Origin of the sequence: Acinetobacter sp. IK23, from assembly GCF_035615275.1 — a bacterium.
Lineage (GTDB): Bacteria > Pseudomonadota > Gammaproteobacteria > Pseudomonadales > Moraxellaceae > Acinetobacter > Acinetobacter seifertii.
In genome coordinates, this window is sequence record NZ_JANBNX010000014.1 from 13,910 (window position 1) to 32,505 (window position 18,596).

Below are 18,596 nucleotides of genomic sequence, written 5' to 3' on the forward strand. Positions count from 1 at the left end.
AATGACTAAATATGCTAACGTATAGCGGTTTTAAAAAAGAAGTTACAAAGCATGGTGAAACAACGTACTCTCAATCGTGTGGTAAAAGCGAGTGGAATAGGTCTTCATAGCGGTCAAAAAGTGATGATCAATTTCATTCCACATACCGTGGATGGAGGTATTGTATTTCGCCGTATCGATTTGAATCCACCTGTTGATATTCCTGCTAATGCATTGCTTATTCAAGAAGCATTTATGTGTTCGAACCTTGTTACTGGTGATATTAAAGTAGGTACGATTGAGCATGTAATGAGCGCGATTGCGGGTTTAGGAATTGATAATTTAATCGTAGAAGTGTCAGCATCCGAAGTCCCAATTATGGATGGCAGTGCTGGACCATTTATTTATCTATTAATGCAAGGTGGCTTGCGCGAGCAAAATGCCCCTAAAAAATTTATAAGAATATTAAAACCAGTTGAAGCTTTAATTGAAGATAAAAAAGCAATTTTTCGACCACATAATGGTTTTCAGCTCAACTTTACCATTGATTTTGATCATCCTGCATTTGCTAAAGAATACCAGTCTGCGACAATCGATTTTTCAACCGAAACGTTTGTATATGAGGTTAGTGAAGCACGAACTTTTGGCTTTATGAAAGACTTAGATTACCTCAAAGCAAATAATTTGGCTTTAGGTGCAAGTCTGGATAATGCCATTGGTGTAGATGATACAGGGGTTGTGAACGAAGAAGGTTTACGATTTGCTGACGAATTTGTTCGACATAAAATTTTAGATGCAGTGGGTGATTTGTATTTACTTGGTCATCAAATTATTGCCAAGTTCGATGGCTATAAATCGGGACATGCTTTAAATAATCAGCTGTTACGCAATGTTCAAAGTGATCCGAGTAATTATGAAATTGTAACATTTAATGACGAGAATGAATGTCCAATTCCATATGTGAGTGTGACATAAGTCATTGTCTTTATTTATCTATGTTATAATGTAACAATGAATAGTGTGATTTTTATCACAAAATAAGAACGATTCTAATTAAGAAATGGAAAGCTCATCATTTTTTATTGCTTGCCAAACGTAGTAAAGCTTGGCTAAGCTTAGGGTCGCTCACGAAGTCGGCGGCACTACGTAACATTTCTTGTGTTTCCGGGGGGATGGATTTAGAAGGCTCAGATGATGAGGGCGCTTTAGAAATAGTCTTATTTCTCAAGCGAACTTGAATTCTTTGTAAGTCTTTTAGTCCTTCAAGTTGAGATAATTTAGATATATATTGGCTCTGTAAATAGCTGAGTTGACTAATCATTGCCTGATTTTCACCAGTAATAATTAAAGTGCCATTTTGATAACACACGACCTGCCATTGTTCCGGTTGGGGCAATAAGGGTTGGATTATTTTCGTAAGTCTTTGCCATTGCGCGACTTGCGTTGTTAGAAACGTAAGGTTTCCTGTTTTTATGTGTTTTCCGGATTGTTGAAAAACGTTATCGGGTTTAGACATTGATCATTCTCGAATGGTTTCTTGTCTCCATCTTAAGCGTTCATTTCAACTGATATCAAGGAAGAGATCATAAGGAACTTGAGTAAGAACAGTTTCAAGAGGTTTTTATGCACACGCGTCGTATTTTATTAGCATTTTCACTAGCCGCTTCGGCAGCATCGGTTGCTTTTGCAGATTATCAAAATATTAACCAATCTACAGATTCAGATCGATTGGAACAGTTATCAAAAACATTATCTCAAGGTTCATATACGCATCCTGATGATTTAGATCTTCCGGCAAGTGCAAAAGTTTCAGTCACTTTACGCCCAAAAACAGTTGAGCTCAACAATGACTCACTGGCAAAAAAATATGGTAATACTACCGCTAAAAATTCTTTTAATACCTCTTCTTCAAATCCTTATTCTTGGTTAGTTTCTCATCCTCTTCCTGATAGCGTACGTGTTTCTTCTAACTTTGGTGGTCGTACCATGGGTGGTCGTGCAGAGCATCACGGTGGTTTAGATATGTCTGCGCCAAGTGGTACGCCAATCTATGCAACAGGTCCTGGTATTGTAACTAAATCAGGTTGGGGGACAGGTTATGGTCAGTATGTAGAAATCAACCATGGTAATGGTTATTTAACACGCTATGCACACGCTTCACGTTTAATGGTTCGTGTGGGCGATCAGGTTTCTGCTGGTGATCATATTGCTAATGTGGGTTGTACAGGTCGTTGTACTGGACCACATTTACACTATGAAGTAGTAAAAGATGGTCAACGTAAGAATCCATCAACTTACTTAGCAATGTTGCCTTAAATCGTATTTGTTAAAAATTAGGATTATTAAATTTTTGAATCTGAAATGAGATAAAACCTTTCTTAACGCAATTATCGTATAAAAAAACGCCTATATTGGCGTTTTTTTGTTATTTTGAATCATGCTCGGTCAATGACTATTCATTCAGAAAATAATAGGGCCCCCTCACATTCACCCGTGGCAATAACTTGAGAGGGGCAAAACGTGGTAAAAATACAAAGTAGATTAGAGAACAAGGAACAGGTGAATTATGGCGTTTTACGGTGACTCCGACGCACAAGAAACCCAAGAATGGCAAGATGCATTCGATTCAGTTTTACAACATATGGGAACTGAGCGAGCGGCATTCTTGTTGGAAAAACTTTACCAACAAGCAATTGCTAAGCATGTTCCAATTCAACGTCTCAATACACCTTACTTAAATACAATTTCTGTTGAAGAACAACCTGCAATGCCAGGCGACCAAGATATGGAACGCCGTATTCGTGCATTGATTCGTTGGAATGCCTTAGCAATGGTACTTCGTGCGAATAAAACAGGTGATGATTTAGGTGGTCACTTAGCGAGTTTCGCATCAAGTGCAACATTATATGACGTAGGTTTTAACCATTTCTTCCGCGCAAACAGCAATAGCTTTGGCGGAGATATGATTTATTACCAAGGACACTGTGCTCCTGGTATTTATGCACGTTCATTCCTTGAAGGACGTTTAACTGAAGAGCAGTTAAGTAATTTCCGCCGTGAAGTTGGCGGTAACGGTTTACCAAGCTATCCACATCCATATTTAATGCCGGACTATTGGCAATTCCCAACTGTATCAATGGGTCTTGGTCCAATTATGTCGATTTATCAAGCACACATTCAAAAATATTTGATGAACCGTGGCTTGATCAAAGAAGAAGATCGTAAAGTTTGGGCTTATCTTGGCGATGGTGAGATGGATGAGCCAGAAAGTACTGGTGCAATTTCACTCGCTGGCCGTGAAAAACTTGATAACCTCATTTGGGTTGTTAACTGTAACTTACAGCGTCTAGATGGTCCTGTACGTGGTAACGGTAAAATTATTCAAGAATTAGAATCTTTATTCCGTGGCGCGGGCTGGCGTGTCATTAAAGTAGTATGGGGTCGTCATTGGGATCCGCTACTTGCAAAAGACAGCACAGGCGCTTTAAAAGCGGTAATGGAAGAAACTGTTGATGGTGAATACCAACGCTACCAAGTAAAAGGTGGCGCATATACACGTGAGAAATTCTTTGGCAAGTACCCAGAAGCTGCTGAACTTGTAAAAGATTTAAGTGATGAAGACATCGATAATCTCAACCGTGGTGGCCATGATCCTTACAAAGTTTTTGCTGCCTATGCAGAAGCAATGAAAGCCAAAGGTCAACCAACAGTTATTCTTGCGAAAACTGTTAAAGGTTACGGTTTATCTGAAGAAATTGAAGCGGTGAACAAAACTCACCAAATCAAGAAAATGCAGATCGACTCTTTAAAATATGTACGTGACCGTTTTAACCTGCCATTTACAGATGATAAATTAGAAGAGCTCCCATTCTACCGCCCAAGTGAAAACTCTCCAGAAATGAAGTACATGAAGGCGCGTCGTGAAGCATTAGGTGGTTACCTTCCTGCACGTCGTAAAGAGAGTGAAATTTTAGCGATCCCTGAATTATCTGTATTTGATGCTGTATTAAATGGTTCAGGTGGTAAAGAACAATCTACTACGATGGTAATGGTTCGTTTAATTGCTGCTTTACTTAAAGAGAAAGCAATTAAAGACCGCGTAGTACCAATCGTTCCAGACGAAGCACGTACTTTTGGTTTAGAAGGTATGTTCCGTCAGCTTGGTATTTATGCCGCTCACGGTCAAAAATATACTCCAGAAGACCAAGAACAGTTAATGCATTACCGTGAAGCAAGTGATGGTCACATGCTTCAAGAAGGGATTAACGAAGCTGGTGCAATGAGCGCATGGGCTGCGTTGGCAACAAGTTATTCAACGAATAACTTGCCAATGATTCCAATGTACATGTACTACTCAATGTTTGGTTTCCAACGTATTGGTGACATTGCATGGGCAGCTGGTGATGCACAAGCTCAAGGTTTCTTGTTAGGTGCAACTGCTGGTCGTACTACATTGAACGGTGAAGGTTTACAACACCAAGATGGTCATTCACATATCTTGGCAAACACGATTCCAAACTGCGTATCTTACGATCCATGTTTTGGTTACGAATTAGCTGTAATCGTACATGACGGTTTACAACGTATGTATGTGAACCAAGAGCGTGTGTTCTATTACTTAACTGTAATGAACGAAAACTACGAGCATCCTGCAATGCCTGAAGGCGCTGAGGAAGGCATTAAACGTGGTATGTACTTATTCGAAAAAGACGAAAAAGCAACTGTCCAATTACTTGGTTCAGGTGTAATTCTTCGTGAAGTGATCAAAGCTGCGAAAATCTTACGTGATGAATACCAAATCCATTCAAACGTTTGGAGTGTAACAAGCTTCAATGAGTTATCTCGTGATGGTATGGCATGTGAAGAATACAACCGCCTACACCCACTTGCTGAAGAAGTGAAAGAATCTTGGGTATCTAAGCAATTACGTGGTACAGAAGGTATTGTAGTTTCTGCTACAGACCATATGCGTGCGTACAGCGAACAAATTCGTGCTTATCTTCCAGATGGTCGTCCATTTGTCGCATTAGGTACAGATGGTTATGGTCGTTCAGATACGCGTGCTAACTTACGTAGTTTCTTTGGTGTTGATGCTGCACATATCGTTGTTGCTACTTTGAAAAAATTAGCTGACGAAGGTGAAGTAGATGCACGTTTAGTGAAAGATGCAATTTCTAACTTTGAGTTAGATACTGACCGTCCGGTTGCATGGGCTCCACAAGCACATCCGGAAGTTCAGCCAGTTGCTGAATACAATGAAACGCAAACAGGTGAGGGGAACTAAGCATGCAAATTAAGACCCCTGATATTGGTGTAGATAAAGCAGTTGTTGCTGAAATTTTAGTAAAAGTTGGTGACAGCATTGCTGAAAATGACAGTCTTGTTTTGCTTGAGTCTGATAAAGCCTCTGTTGAAGTGCCTAGTACTTCAGCAGGTGTGGTAAAAAGCATCTTAATCAAGGAAGGCGATAGCGTAACTGAAGGTACGGTATTGTTTGAACTTGAAGCTGAAGGTGCAGCGCAAGCTGCTCCAGAACCAACACCAGCTCCTGCGGCTGAAAAGCCAGCTGCTCCAGCTCCTGCACAACAAGCTCAAGCTTCAGCTCAACCTGCTGCCACTACATCAACTGCAACTGTTGACGTAACTGTCCCTGACATTGGTGTTGAAAAAGCATTAGTTGGCGAAATCCTTGTTAAAGTAGGTGACCAGATTGATGTTGAGCAAAGCATCGTTGTAGTTGAATCTGACAAAGCAACTGTAGAAGTACCAAGCAGTACTGCTGGTATTGTAGAAAGCATTCAAGTTAAAGAAGGCGATACAGTTAAAGAAGGTGTTGTGCTCATTAAAGTGAAAACAACGTCTGCATCAAGTGCGCCAGTTGAAGCTCCTGCTTCTACAGCAGCCCCTGCGGCAGCACCTGCACCAGCTCAACAAGAAACTGTAGCTGCGGCTGCTACTCAATCTGGACCAGTTGATATTAACGTTCCTGACTTGGGTGTAGATAAAGCAGTTGTTGCTGAAATCTTGGTACAAGTTGGCGATAAAGTTGATGTAGACCAAAGCCTTGTTGTGGTTGAGTCAGATAAAGCGACTGTTGAAGTTCCAAGTACTGTTGCGGGTGTTGTGAAAGCGATTCACTTGCAAGCAGGCCAACAGGTTTCACAAGGTATATTGCTTGCAACAATTGAAGCTGAAGGCCAAGCACCTGCTGCGGCACCAGCGGCAAAAGCAGAAGTAGCTCCAGCTCCACAGGCAGCAGCACCTAAAGTGGCAGCTCCTGCTCCGACTCAGGCTGTATCTGCTCCAGCGTCTGGTAGTGACAAGTTAACCAAAGAGCAAGAAGCCGAAAATGCTAAAGTATATGCAGGCCCTGCTGTACGTAAGCTTGCTCGTGAACTTGGTGTGATTTTGTCACAAGTTAAAACTTCTGGTGAGCATGGTCGTGTTGTTAAAGAAGATATCTTTGCCTATGTGAAGAGTCGTTTAACTGCGCCACAAGCTGCACCAGTTGCTGCGACTGCACCAGCAGTTTCAGGTTTGCCAAAGCTTCCTGATTTCACAGCGTTTGGTGGCGTGGAAGAAAAAGCACTGACGCGTTTGCAGCAAGTATCAATTCCGCAATTGTCGTTGAACAACTTTATTCCGCAAGTCACCCAGTTTGATTTGGCTGACATTACTGAGTTAGAAGATTGGCGTAATGAGCTAAAAGGCAACTTCAAAAAAGAAGGTATCAGCCTGACGATTATGGCATTCATTATCAAAGCGGTTGCGTACTTGTTGAAAGAAGAGCGGGAGTTCGCAGGTCATCTATCTGATGACGGTAAATCAGTGCTCTTGCGCAATGAAATTCATATGGGCATTGCAGTAGCAACACCTGATGGTTTAACTGTGCCAGTCCTTCGTAACCCAGACCAAAAATCAATTAAGCAAATTGCAGTTGAATTGGGTGTGTTAGGTCAAAAAGCGCGTGATAAGAAATTAACACCGAAAGACTTGCAAGGTGCGAATTTCACCATTTCAAGCTTAGGCGCAATAGGTGGCACAGCATTTACACCTCTTGTGAACTGGCCACAAGTTGCAATTTTAGGTATTTCACCTGCAACAATGCAGCCAGTATGGAATGGTAAAGACTTTGATCCGCGCTTAATGTTGCCGTTGTCATTGTCTTATGACCACCGTGTAATTAATGGTGCAGATGCAGCTCGCTTTACAAATAAACTTACGAAACTTCTTAAAGATATTCGTACTTTATTAATCTAATACTTTGAAATGATTAAATAAAACCTCGCTTCGGCGGGGTTTTGTTTTGATATCTCTTTAATTAAATTTTGGGTTAATCTACAGATTAAGCAATGCTTATTGAGCGTGAGGAGAAATTTCTCGTTATTGGGTAAAGGAGAAATAGTAAATGTTGGGTTTCCTGAAAATTATGTTGCCCTTACTGTTGATTGTATTTTTATTGATGGGAATATGGGTCAGTTTTTTGCACTTTCCTTGGGAGTGGATGACCTACGTTGCAATCGGTTTGGAAGTATTTGTGGCAACGCTTATTTTGCCATTTGAATTTCAATCACAACATATAGCTGGTATTAACAATTTTGGTTTTATTAACTTAAGTATCTGTTTAGCTTTACTATTAGGCTTGGGGCGTCTGTTAGTATGGGCATGGATAAAATTTTTTGTTTGAAAAATAGAACTGCTCGAATATAATGAGCACATACTTCATTGGGGAGTAGCCGCTATTCACAGCAAATGTGAATAGGTGATGGTCAACATAATTGTTCAACAGAACATGGTCATCATAGCTTAAACGTCTCATCGTTCCTGAGTTGGCAAGACCTTTGATTTACCACTCTGCAGATATTTGGCTAGCAGGAGCGGTAGGTCATGGGCATTTATGCTAGCCAGAGAAACGACATGCAAGAATTTCTGATTTCTACATCGATTGTTGCCCTCGCTGAAATGGGTGATAAAACTCAACTATTGGCTCTGCTACTATCTGCGCGTTTCCGTAAGCCAATTCCTATTTTAATTGCGATTCTTTTAGCCACACTCATTAACCATGGTATTTCGGCTGTGCTTGGGCAGTGGATTACAACTGTGTTAAGTCCTGAGATTTTGGTTTGGGTACTTGCTGTTGGTTTTATTGGTATGGCGTTCTGGATGCTTATTCCAGATAAGCTCGATGATGAAACTGATAGTATTAATAAATGGCAAAAATTTGGTGTTTTTGGTGCAACCTTTATTTTATTTTTCTTGGCTGAAATTGGCGATAAAACACAAATTGCAACTGTCGCTTTAGCTGCACGCTATGACAGTATTTTCTGGGTAATGCTAGGTACAACAGTTGGTATGATGATTGCCAATGCTCCTGCTGTATTTATCGGCAATAAACTGGCAGAACGTTTACCTATCTCACTTATTCATAAAATTGGTGCTGCCATTTTCTTAATTGTAGGTGTGTCTACGCTAGTACAACATTATTTCTTTTAACACATTTTAAGCTGCTACAAAAAACGCACTCAATTCGAGTGCGTTTTTTGTAGGTCATTTTAGTAGTTAAATTTCACTGTGAAGTTAATTTGGCGTGGGTTACCGAGCGTCACCAAATTCTCGTTCAGCGCACCGGCATAGTAATCTTTATCAAATAGGTTACGGATCGCAAGTTGAGCACCCCAATGTCCTGCATCGTAGCCAGCTTCAGTGTCAAAGACTGTATAGCCTGGAATGTGGACATCTAAGCCATCGACAGTTTTATATGTTTCACCACGGAATCCACCACCAACATACCAACCAAGTTTTGAAGCTGGGTCAAATTTATAACGTGCTGACAAGCTATAAGCATGCTCAGGAATATTATCGAGTGCTTTTCCTACATTGCTTGAGTTTGCATCTTTACTAATTTCAGCATCAATCGTGTAAGTATATGCAGCTGTTAATTTTAAACCTTCTAAAATTTCTGCGCTGAGTTCAGTTTCAATACCACGTGTTAACTGTTCGCCACGCTGAGCTTTATAGCCACTATTCGCAGTATCAGTGACTAAAACATTTTGACGTTTTAAATCATACCAAGCGATAGCACCTTGAACTCGTTGATCAGGGCTTTGTAATTTCATTCCGACTTCAACCTGTTTTCCTTCTTCAGGTTTGAACGGATTATTATTTACATCAGTACCACTGTTAGGTGTAAATGAAGTGGCATAGCTGACATAAGGGGCAACAATGTCATTAAGGGTATACATGACAGAGGCGCTACCCGTAAAAGCATTGTCTGATTGTTTACTTGCACTACTTGTAACTAAGCTTGTGCTTTGGGTTTGTGCCCAGTCTTGGCGTCCAGACAAGCTTAAAAGCCATTGGTCATTGAGTTGAATGCGATCACGTAAATAGAGTCCCAAATATTTGAGACGATTAATATCCCGAACATTTTGTTTTAATGTCACTTTTTGACCATAAACGGGGTCATAGATATTTAAATTACCAATATCATATTTATCATTGGTGTAGTCACTTTTTTCCTGAAAAGCATCTACGCCAATATTAATGTCGTGCTGCATGCCATATAAATCAAACTGTTTGTTTAAACGGTTATCGATGGCGAAACTTAAGTTATCAATCACTTGATGTCGACTATTATTAGCTCGGTTAATGGTTGTGTAAGATGAGTCTGCCCAAAACTTTTTGGTTTGAGCAAAAACCGCAGTACCATCCATTTCGGTTTTTTGGACGGCAAAATTCTGGTTAAAGCTCCAACCGTTATCAAAGGCATGTTTAAACGTATAACCAGTGCGGTAAACATCTGCTTCATATTTACCAAAATTAGGATCGCCAATATATAAACTTCGGTCTATAGCGCCGTTAGGATTGTCTTTTAAAGTGCCAATAACAGGCAAGCCTTGCTGACGAATATATTCGCGATGTTGATAACTTGCGATTACGGAGAGGTCAGTGTTATCACCTAAGTCAAAATTGTAAGAAGGCGAGATATAGTAATTTTTAAAATATACATAATCTGTCGGGTCATCTTGGTCAGCGATGCGGCCATTTAAACGGAAAGCACCTTTTTCACTATTATTAGGACTATAGTTTAAATCGAATGTGCCTTCTTTAAGGTTGTAACTGCCATAAGTCATGCTAGCACGTGCAAAGTTTTCTGCTTCTGGGCGTTTAGTAACTAAATTGACCATACCTCCTGGTGCAACCAAACCGAAATTAATAGAGGCAGGGCCTTTTAAGACTTGGACCTGATCCATGCCTGATAGTTCAGTGGCAACATAAGTATTTTGTCCAACTCTTAAACCATCTACATAAACCGAATCGGAAGAGGTCTGGCCTCGAATAACAAAATCATCCCAACCACGACGACCAAGTTTTCCAGCTTCAACACCTGCAACGCCTTCAAGTGCCTCTGCAAGTGTCTTTGCTTGTTTCTGGTCGAGCTGTTCACGAGTCACCACCGAAACCGATTGAGCCGTTTTAAACAAGGGTGCATCAGATTTTAAGGCAGAGGTTGCTTTTGTTGCGACATAGGAAGAGGTAGATTCTTTTTGTGCCTGAATAGAAATTGTTGGTAGCACACTGGCTGAATTTTGTTGTTCTGCTGTTTCATCAGCATGACTTGCTGTCATTAAGCTAAAAATAGCAGCTGCTAAAAATGTTTTGGAGCTTGAAAAATAAGGTGCTTGGTTCATGGGGGGCCTAGACAGCGCAAAAGACAAAACTGATAATGAGAATTATTTTAATTTATTGCGTGTAAATTTTAAATAACATTATGATTCATTTATAAAATAAGAAAAGCAAAAGCTATTTTAAAATATTATGAGAAAAATAAAGCAATTCATTGCAAGAGTTATAGAATCCCTTTATTTTAGTAGGGATATAAAAATATCTAATATTTAAAGTTTTTTTGGGGAATTGTATGGGGTTTGAAAAAACAACATCGCAGATACTATTTGATAATGGCGTACATAAATGTATTAGTTTTACCAGTTTGGTTAAAGGGGAAGGCATACAAGCCAATCAATTTTTAATTATTGATCATGAACGAGCAGCTGTAATCGATCCAGGTGGTGATTTGACCTACGTTCCATTAACGATGGAACTTAATAAATATACTCGTCTTAAAAATCTGGACTATGTAATTGCTTCACATCAAGACCCAGATATTATTACTTCAATGCCTCGTTGGTTAGTTTATACCGATGCTAAGGTGGTTGCCTCTAAATTATGGGCACGATTTTTACCTCACTTAAATTCATCATTTATGAGTGAGCGTATGAAAGGTAATTGGGAAGATCGTCTCATTGAGCTGCCAGATCGTGGTCAAGTGATTCAATTGGGCGAATCAAAGCTTGTCATGGTTCCTGCACATTTTCTACATTCGGTGGGTAATTTTCAGTTTTATGATCCAGTTGCCAAAATTTTATTTTCAGGCGATATGGGGGCTTCTATTGTTGAAGATGCAAGTCAGCCTCTCAAAGATTTCGATGCCCATGTGATGAAAATGAAGGCTTTTCATCAGCGCTATATGTGCTCCAATAAAGTCATCCGTTTATGGGTCAACATGGTTCGTCAAATGGATATTGAAATGATTGTACCTCAGCATGGTACTCCATTTATTGGCAAAGAAATGATTAAGCAGTTTTTAGACTGGATTGAGACCTTGCCATGTGGTGTAGATTTAATGACTGAACAAATTTTCAGCTGTCCAACATAAAAGTTAAGTTCAATATCTTGAGTCCAATTTGAAATTTTTTTAGGATTTTGCGTCACAGAAAATATTGATGACGAGAATTTGAATAAAAATGTTATCTCAAGTTGCGACTCCAGATGAGTGCCTTCGCTGTGGGGCATGTTGTGCACATTTTCGGGTTTCATTTTACTGGGCTGAGGCCGACTTCATAGATGAACATCTCGTTGAACCATTGACATCCGTTTATTCGTGTATGCGTGGAACTAATCAGGCTCAGCCAAGATGTCAGGCTTTGAAGGGTGAAATTGGTAAAGAGGTGGGCTGCTCTATTTATGCTGTGCGTAGTTCTACCTGTAAAGAGGTGCAGGTTGCTGATGAACAGTGTAACAAAGCACGCTTGGCGCACCAGTTGATTCCTCTGATTGAAGTAAACCCAGCAGATTCAGAAAATGATCATGACTATGATCAGGTGAGTTAAATATGAACTAACACGATAATAAGTGAGAAATATTTAGAGTAGGTGAATATCTATTGCTGAAAAAGGCAAAGATAATATGAAAATTGCATTGAAATTTGTTTATAATAGCTCACGGAATTTACCAGTGAGATTGTTATGCTGACCATCGTTCAAGAAGCGCTAACCTTCGATGATGTCTTATTACTTCCTGCCTACTCTACTGTTCTCCCAAAAGATGTCTCTCTAAAGACACGTTTAACTCGCGGCATTCATTTAAATATCCCATTAGTTTCAGCTGCAATGGATACAGTGACTGAGTCACGTATGGCGATTGCGATGTCACAAAATGGTGGTATCGGGATTTTGCACAAAAACATGGATATTGCTGCTCAAGCTGCAGAAGTACGCCGTGTGAAAAAATTTGAAGCGGGTATGGTGAAAGATCCTATCACTGTAACGCCTGAAACTACAGTACGTGAACTGATTGCAATTACCAGCGCTAATAACATTAGTGGTGTACCTGTTGTTAAAGACGGCAAGGTTGTTGGTATTGTGACAGGCCGTGATACGCGTTTTGAAACTAACTTGGAACAACCTGTTAGCAACATCATGACAGGTCAAGATCGTTTGGTCACTGTACGTGAAGGCGAGTCTAAAGAAAATATTCAAGCATTATTGCAAAAACACCGTATTGAAAAAGTCTTGGTCGTTGGCGAGAGCAATGAACTTAAAGGCTTAATTACGGTAACTGATTTCCGTAAAGCTGAGAGTTATCCAAACAGTTGTAAAGATGATCTTGGTCGTTTACGTGTTGGTGCCGCGGTAGGTACTGGTGCTGATACACCAAGTCGTGTGGAAGCATTGGTTGAAGCTGGTGTTGACGTTATTGTTGTTGATACAGCACATGGTCACTCTGCTGGTGTAATTGAACGTGTACGTTGGGTGAAACAAAACTTCCCTCAAGTACAAGTGATTGGTGGAAATATTGCAACTGGTGATGCTGCATTGGCGTTATTAGATGCAGGCGCAGATGCTGTAAAAGTAGGTATTGGTCCTGGTTCTATCTGTACTACACGTATTGTAGCAGGTATTGGTATGCCACAAATTTCTGCGATTGACAGCGTTGCTAGCGCACTAAAAGATCAAATTCCTTTAATTGCAGATGGCGGTATCCGTTTCTCTGGTGATATGGCTAAAGCGATCGGTGCTGGTGCAAGCACAATCATGGTCGGCTCACTTCTAGCTGGTACTGAAGAAGCACCTGGTGAAGTTGAATTCTTCCAAGGTCGTTACTACAAAGCATATCGTGGTATGGGTTCATTAGGTGCAATGGCTGGAGCCACTGGTTCTGCTGACCGTTACTTCCAAGACTCAAAAGCGGGTGCTGAAAAATTAGTACCAGAAGGTATTGAAGGTCGTGTTCCATATAAAGGCCCAATGGGTAATATCGTTCATCAAATGATGGGTGGTTTACGTTCATCAATGGGCTATACAGGTTCAGCTGTGATTGAAGATCTTCGCCAAAATGCGAAATTTGTGAAAATTACTTCAGCGGGTATGTCTGAGTCACATGTTCATGATGTAACGATTACTAAAGAAGCTCCAAACTATCGTGTTGGTTAGCTTTTAGTAACTAAATCAAGTAAGAAAGCCGTCAGTACACTGACGGCTTTTTGTTTTTGGTGTAAAGTAAATCTGATGAAAAGAGATATGGCAAAATAGCCATATATGAAATAGGCCACGGTTGAAGTGGCGTAAAAATGAGATAAGCTATGAGTTATTTTGGAACGGATGGTATTCGTGGAAAATTTGGGCAAATGCCCATTACACCAGAGTTTGCTTTAAAGCTCGGGTTTGCCGCAGGGAAGGTATTAAAACGAAAAAGTCCAAAAAATAAACCGCTTGTTGTATTAGGAAAAGATACTCGTTTATCTGGCTATATTTTAGAGTCTGCTTTACAGGCTGGATTAAACGCAGCTGGCGTATATGTTCATTTACTAGGCCCATTACCGACACCTGCGATTGCACATCTTACGCGTGCATTGCATGCTCATGCAGGTATTGTAATTTCTGCATCACATAATCCATATTATGATAATGGGATTAAATTCTTCTCAAGTGAAGGAAAAAAACTACCGGATTCATTACAAGAAGAAATTAATAAAGAATTAGAAAACGATTTATTCATTGAGGACACTGCAAATTTAGGTAAAAGTGTTCGTGTAAATGATGCAAATGGTCGTTATATCGAATTTTGTAAATCTACATTTCCTTACCACTTTGATTTAAATAATTTAAAGATCGTGTTGGACTGTGCACATGGTGCAGCCTATAGTGTTGGCCCTTCAGTTTTTCGTGAACTAGGCGCCAAAGTTGTTGCTTTATACAACGAACCAGACGGTTTAAACATTAATGAGAACTGTGGTTCAACACATCCAGAACACTTACAAAAAGCAGTGGTTGAGCATGAAGCAGATTTAGGTATTGCTTTTGATGGCGATGCTGACCGTGTGGTGATGGTTGATAAGTTTGGTAAATTAATTGATGGGGACCATATTTTATATATTCTAGCGACTCAAGTTCAGAAAAAACCTGTGGGCGTGGTCGGTACTGTTATGAGTAATATGGCACTTGAAATTGCACTTGAAAAAGCAAAAGTTGGCTTTGTCCGTGCGAAAGTCGGTGACCGTTATGTACTACAAGCATTAGAAGAAAATGGTTGGGTTACAGGTGGAGAACCATCTGGTCATATTTTAACTTTAGATAAGAGCACAACAGGTGATGCGATTATTGCAGCACTTCAAGTGTTAACTGTAATGGTTGAGCAGAATAAAGCGCTTCATGAATTAGTTCAGGACTTTAAATTGTTCCCACAAGTGCTGGTAAATATACGTTTAGAACAAATGCTTGATCCGTATTCTATTCCTGCATTGGTTACTGAATTTGATAAAGCAGAAGCACAGCTTAAAGGTCGTGGTCGTATCCTGATTCGTAAGTCAGGAACTGAGCCAGTCATTCGTGTCATGGTTGAAGGTGATGACGAACAAGAAGTGAATGCTTTGGCTGAACATTTAGCAAATGCAGTTCGTTCACAAGAACAAGTCGCATAAGGTGTATGGCATGAGTGATGTCATTAAAGATTTAAGCGAATTACGCTTAAGTTATGAACAAGGTGAATTGTACGAGACACAAGTTGCTAGCAATCCACATGAGCAATTCTTAGGTTGGTTTAATCATGCTTTAGCTGCGAACTTGCACGAACCGTATGCAATGTCTTTAGCAACTGCGAGTGCTAGCGGTCGCCCACATGTCAGAACTGTATTATTACGTGGTGCCACAGAAGCAGGGTATGATTTTTATACCAACTATGACAGCCAGAAAGGTGCAGATTTGGCAGAAAATCCATATGCTGAACTGTTATTTTATTGGCCGAGTTTAGAGCGTCAGATACGTGTGGGTGGGCATGTCGTCAAAATTCCTGAACAGGAATCTACCGATTATTACCATAAGCGTCCACGTGATAGCCAAATTGCAGCTCATATTAGTACGCCTCAAAGCGGAAAGATCCAAAGTCGAGAGTTATTGCAACAGCGCTTCCAAGACTTGCAACAACAAGTTCAAAGCCGTGAAATACTCGATAAGCCAGAGTTTTGGGGTGGATATCGTCTGCAACCGGACTATTATGAATTCTGGCAAGGGCGACCAAATCGTTTACATGACCGCTTGAGTTATGAAAAAATCGACGGTCAATGGACGTTGCACCGACTGATGCCTTAAATGACAAAAATACAAATTAAACAAAGACCTTTATTGACACGCCCTGAACAGTTTCAGGGCGTGCCTCCGTTTATTGCCGAGATTTTGGCAAGACGTGGAGTGCAATCTGAACAAGAACTAGAGCTAAAACTTAAGAACCTGCTTGCACCAGAGCTCAAAGGAATGGATGTTGCTGTCGCATTAATGGATCAAGCCATTGATGAGCAGAAAAAAATTGTGATTGTAGGCGACTATGATGCCGATGGCGCAACCAGCACAGCTTTAATGATGCTCGTGCTTCGAGATATGGGAGCACAAGTCGACTATTTAGTTCCAGACCGATTTAAATACGGTTATGGACTTACTCCTGCTATTGCTGAACTTGCACATCAAACTTATAAACCCGATTTATTAATTACGGTAGATAATGGAATTTCTAGCCATGCTGGTGTTGATGCAGCACATGCCCTAGGTATGCAAATCATTATTACCGATCATCATTTAACGACTAAAGAAACCCCGCTTGCTGAGGCGGTGGTGAACCCAAATCAATTAGGCTGTGAGTTTCCAAGTAAAGCGCTTGCTGGTGTTGGTGTTGCTTTTTATGTACTTGCCAATTTGGCGAGTTTACGTAGTAGACAAGGCAAAAGTACCAGTAAAGTCACACAATATTTAGATTTAGTCGCTTTGGGCACTTATGCCGATGTGGCTGTTCTAGACTATAACAACCGTATATTGGTCGATGCGGGTGTAAAACGCATTCAGCAACATCAGTGTCGAGTAGGAATCTTAGCCTTACTCGATATCGCAGGTCGGGAAGCTACTTCAATACGTGCTCAAGACTTAGGATTTGTTCTTGGCCCGCGTATTAATGCAGCAGGGCGTATGGAGAGCATGCGTATTGGGATCGAGTGTTTATTAGCAGAGACGATGGAAACGGCTTATCCCATTGCTCAGCAATTAAACCAGCTAAATATAGATCGCCGTCAAATTGAAGGAGAGATGAAGCAACAAGCTTTATTGGCCTTAGATACTCTGCAACTTTCACAGCAAGATATTCCTGCGGCGCTTGTTCTATTTGAAGAAAACTGGCACCAAGGTGTGATTGGTATTGTTGCGGGGCGTTTAAAAGAGCAGTTCCATCGACCAACGATAGTTTTTGCACCTGATGAAGATGGCATTCATATTAAAGGTTCTGCGCGTTCAATCGATGGTGTTCACATTCGAGATACTATTGAGCAAGTTGCTGAACAACATCCTGAGTTGGTCAGCCATTTTGGTGGACATGCTGCAGCAGCTGGCCTTACGATTCGTAAAGAAAACTTTGAAGCTTTTAAGACAGTATTTAATGATTGTGTCGCTGCGATGGATGAATCAATCTTTCAAGCGACATTATGGACTGATGGTGAGTTACCTGTCTCTGCTTTGCAGTTAGATACCTTGAACTGGATTGAGCAGTTAGGGCCATGGGGACAAAAATTTCCACTGCCTCAATTTGAGGGACATTTTAAAGTTATCGATTTCCGTTGGCTCAAAGAGACACACCTGAAACTTAGACTAGCGATAGATCAATACAGTTTCGATGCGATTGCTTTTAACGCAGCAGGCCGCTTCGAGTTTGATCCAATGCGTGACCATGTACATTTAGTTTATGAAATAGACCGTAATATTTTTAATGGCAATGTGAGCTTACAGCTACGAATTGTGCATTTAAATCAATAAAAAAATCCGCTCAATTGAGCGGATTTTTTAAATCTAGGTAAGATTAGAAGCGGTATGCTGCACGAACACCATAAGTGTTGTCGTTATCACCGAAACCAATACGACCTTCAACACTTACTTGCTGATTTAAGAATTTTTTAGCATTGATACCAAATTCATCTTTATCAGTTAAGTCGTTGTTGTAGTAATCAGCACCAATACTTAAAGTTTTGTCGATGTAGTAGTCACCACGAACTTTATATTCGTCTAGGTCACCAAACGCACCGAACGCTTCAAGGTTTACGTCATGTTGACCAACTTGAGTTACGTATTTTGCACGAACGGTAGGGTCTGCACCGTCTTTACCGTCTTTTTCGTCGTAACCTTTGACACCTAGAGCAAGTAATAAACCAGGAGCTGGTAAATAACCAACTTCAGCTGCATAAGTAGTTACTTTACTATCAATATTGGTATTATCAATTTCACGTTCAGTTCTACCTACATCACCGCTAAGGTAGAAATCCGAGTTAGGAACGTAATATTCAACACCTACGCCGTATTGAGTATCTTTAGTGCCGCTGTTATCGCCATAGTTAACGTGTGCGTTAACATTGCTTGCACGGTTTAAGAATGCTGCTTCAGCAAGCGGTGCATTACGTGTTTGAACAGGGTTGAAATAATATGTACCATCAACACCAAATTTGCTTACGCTGCTACCGTTATCTGGATCAAGATAAGTGTAAGAACCACCAACTTCAGCTTGGTAAGCGTTTGCCGCGCCACTTACTGCAAGCGCAGATAAAAGAGCTGATGCAATTGCTAGTTTTTTCATGGAATCTCTCCCCTCTAAAAACGATTTTATAAATGTTTTGTTACAACTTTCAGTCTAGAGCAAAATCATTTAGCGTCAATCTTGCACGAGTAACTGGACTGTAACTATGTGCTTTTTTTGTAAATTTAATTAAATTAAGTTATTGATTTAAATATATAAATACATAATGTTTTATTTTA

General features: G+C 40.3%; 15 protein-coding genes and 1 riboswitch. Of the genes, 12 read left to right on the forward strand and 3 right to left on the reverse strand.

What is annotated here, in order from left to right:
- Positions 1–51: 51 nt before the first annotated feature.
- Positions 52–954, forward strand: a complete 903-nt coding sequence (gene lpxC / locus MSG95_RS11120; protein ID WP_019458528.1) for a UDP-3-O-acyl-N-acetylglucosamine deacetylase — start codon at positions 52–54, stop codon at positions 952–954.
- A gap of 97 nt (positions 955–1,051) precedes the next feature.
- Here the strand turns inward: lpxC and MSG95_RS11125 are convergent, their stop codons facing one another.
- On the reverse strand, positions 1,052–1,495 hold the full coding sequence (locus tag MSG95_RS11125; RefSeq protein ID WP_077165923.1) for a DciA family protein: 444 nt from the start codon (positions 1,493–1,495) through the stop codon (positions 1,052–1,054).
- Positions 1,496–1,602: 107 nt separating this feature from the next.
- Between MSG95_RS11125 and MSG95_RS11130 the strand changes: the two genes are divergently transcribed.
- From MSG95_RS11130 to MSG95_RS11150, 5 genes are all read left to right on the forward strand, one after another.
- Positions 1,603–2,295 (forward strand): M23 family metallopeptidase, encoded by a 693-nt coding sequence (locus MSG95_RS11130; RefSeq protein ID WP_004704936.1) that lies wholly within the window; start codon positions 1,603–1,605, stop codon positions 2,293–2,295.
- Between the two features lie 250 nt (positions 2,296–2,545).
- On the forward strand, positions 2,546–5,263 hold the full coding sequence (aceE, locus tag MSG95_RS11135) for a pyruvate dehydrogenase (acetyl-transferring), homodimeric type (RefSeq protein WP_004704938.1): 2,718 nt from the start codon (positions 2,546–2,548) through the stop codon (positions 5,261–5,263).
- Between the two features lie 2 nt (positions 5,264–5,265).
- Positions 5,266–7,239 carry a 2-oxo acid dehydrogenase subunit E2 gene (locus MSG95_RS11140; protein ID WP_077165922.1) on the forward strand — a complete coding sequence of 658 codons (1,974 nt, stop codon included), beginning with the start codon at positions 5,266–5,268 and terminating at the stop codon, positions 7,237–7,239.
- Between the two features lie 148 nt (positions 7,240–7,387).
- Positions 7,388–7,666: a hypothetical protein gene (locus tag MSG95_RS11145; RefSeq protein WP_077165921.1), complete on the forward strand. Its 279-nt coding sequence runs from the start codon at positions 7,388–7,390 to the stop codon at positions 7,664–7,666.
- 28 nt (positions 7,667–7,694) lie between these two features.
- A riboswitch (yybP-ykoY riboswitch) is annotated at positions 7,695–7,881 on the forward strand.
- A gap of 15 nt (positions 7,882–7,896) precedes the next feature.
- Positions 7,897–8,472, forward strand: coding sequence for a TMEM165/GDT1 family protein (locus tag MSG95_RS11150; protein ID WP_004704943.1), 576 nt, complete (start codon positions 7,897–7,899; stop codon positions 8,470–8,472).
- A gap of 59 nt (positions 8,473–8,531) precedes the next feature.
- Here MSG95_RS11150 and MSG95_RS11155 read toward each other — a convergent pair whose 3' ends face one another.
- Entirely contained in the window at positions 8,532–10,670 is a 2,139-nt protein-coding gene (locus tag MSG95_RS11155) for a TonB-dependent siderophore receptor (protein WP_077165920.1), read from the reverse strand.
- Positions 10,671–10,897: 227 nt separating this feature from the next.
- Between MSG95_RS11155 and MSG95_RS11160 the strand changes: the two genes are divergently transcribed.
- From MSG95_RS11160 to recJ, 6 genes are all read left to right on the forward strand, one after another.
- Positions 10,898–11,695, forward strand: a complete 798-nt coding sequence (locus MSG95_RS11160; RefSeq protein WP_004704946.1) for an MBL fold metallo-hydrolase — start codon at positions 10,898–10,900, stop codon at positions 11,693–11,695.
- 88 nt (positions 11,696–11,783) lie between these two features.
- Positions 11,784–12,149, forward strand: a complete 366-nt coding sequence (locus MSG95_RS11165; RefSeq protein ID WP_077165919.1) for a YkgJ family cysteine cluster protein — start codon at positions 11,784–11,786, stop codon at positions 12,147–12,149.
- 135 nt (positions 12,150–12,284) lie between these two features.
- Complete coding sequence (gene guaB, locus MSG95_RS11170) at positions 12,285–13,751, forward strand: IMP dehydrogenase (protein WP_002121951.1); 1,467 nt, start codon at positions 12,285–12,287, stop codon at positions 13,749–13,751.
- 149 nt (positions 13,752–13,900) lie between these two features.
- Positions 13,901–15,238: a phosphoglucosamine mutase gene (glmM, locus tag MSG95_RS11175; RefSeq protein WP_077165918.1), complete on the forward strand. Its 1,338-nt coding sequence runs from the start codon at positions 13,901–13,903 to the stop codon at positions 15,236–15,238.
- 10 nt (positions 15,239–15,248) lie between these two features.
- Positions 15,249–15,905: a pyridoxamine 5'-phosphate oxidase gene (gene pdxH / locus MSG95_RS11180; RefSeq protein WP_077165917.1), complete on the forward strand. Its 657-nt coding sequence runs from the start codon at positions 15,249–15,251 to the stop codon at positions 15,903–15,905.
- The gene (recJ, locus tag MSG95_RS11185; protein WP_324624801.1) at positions 15,906–17,606 is read left to right on the forward strand and encodes a single-stranded-DNA-specific exonuclease RecJ; all 1,701 of its coding nucleotides are present in this window, start codon (positions 15,906–15,908) and stop codon (positions 17,604–17,606) included.
- Positions 17,607–17,649: 43 nt separating this feature from the next.
- On the opposite strand, the gene MSG95_RS11190 is transcribed toward recJ, so the two are convergent.
- Positions 17,650–18,417 carry a putative porin gene (locus tag MSG95_RS11190; RefSeq protein WP_077165915.1) on the reverse strand — a complete coding sequence of 256 codons (768 nt, stop codon included), beginning with the start codon at positions 18,415–18,417 and terminating at the stop codon, positions 17,650–17,652.
- Positions 18,418–18,596: the final 179 nt, after the last annotated feature.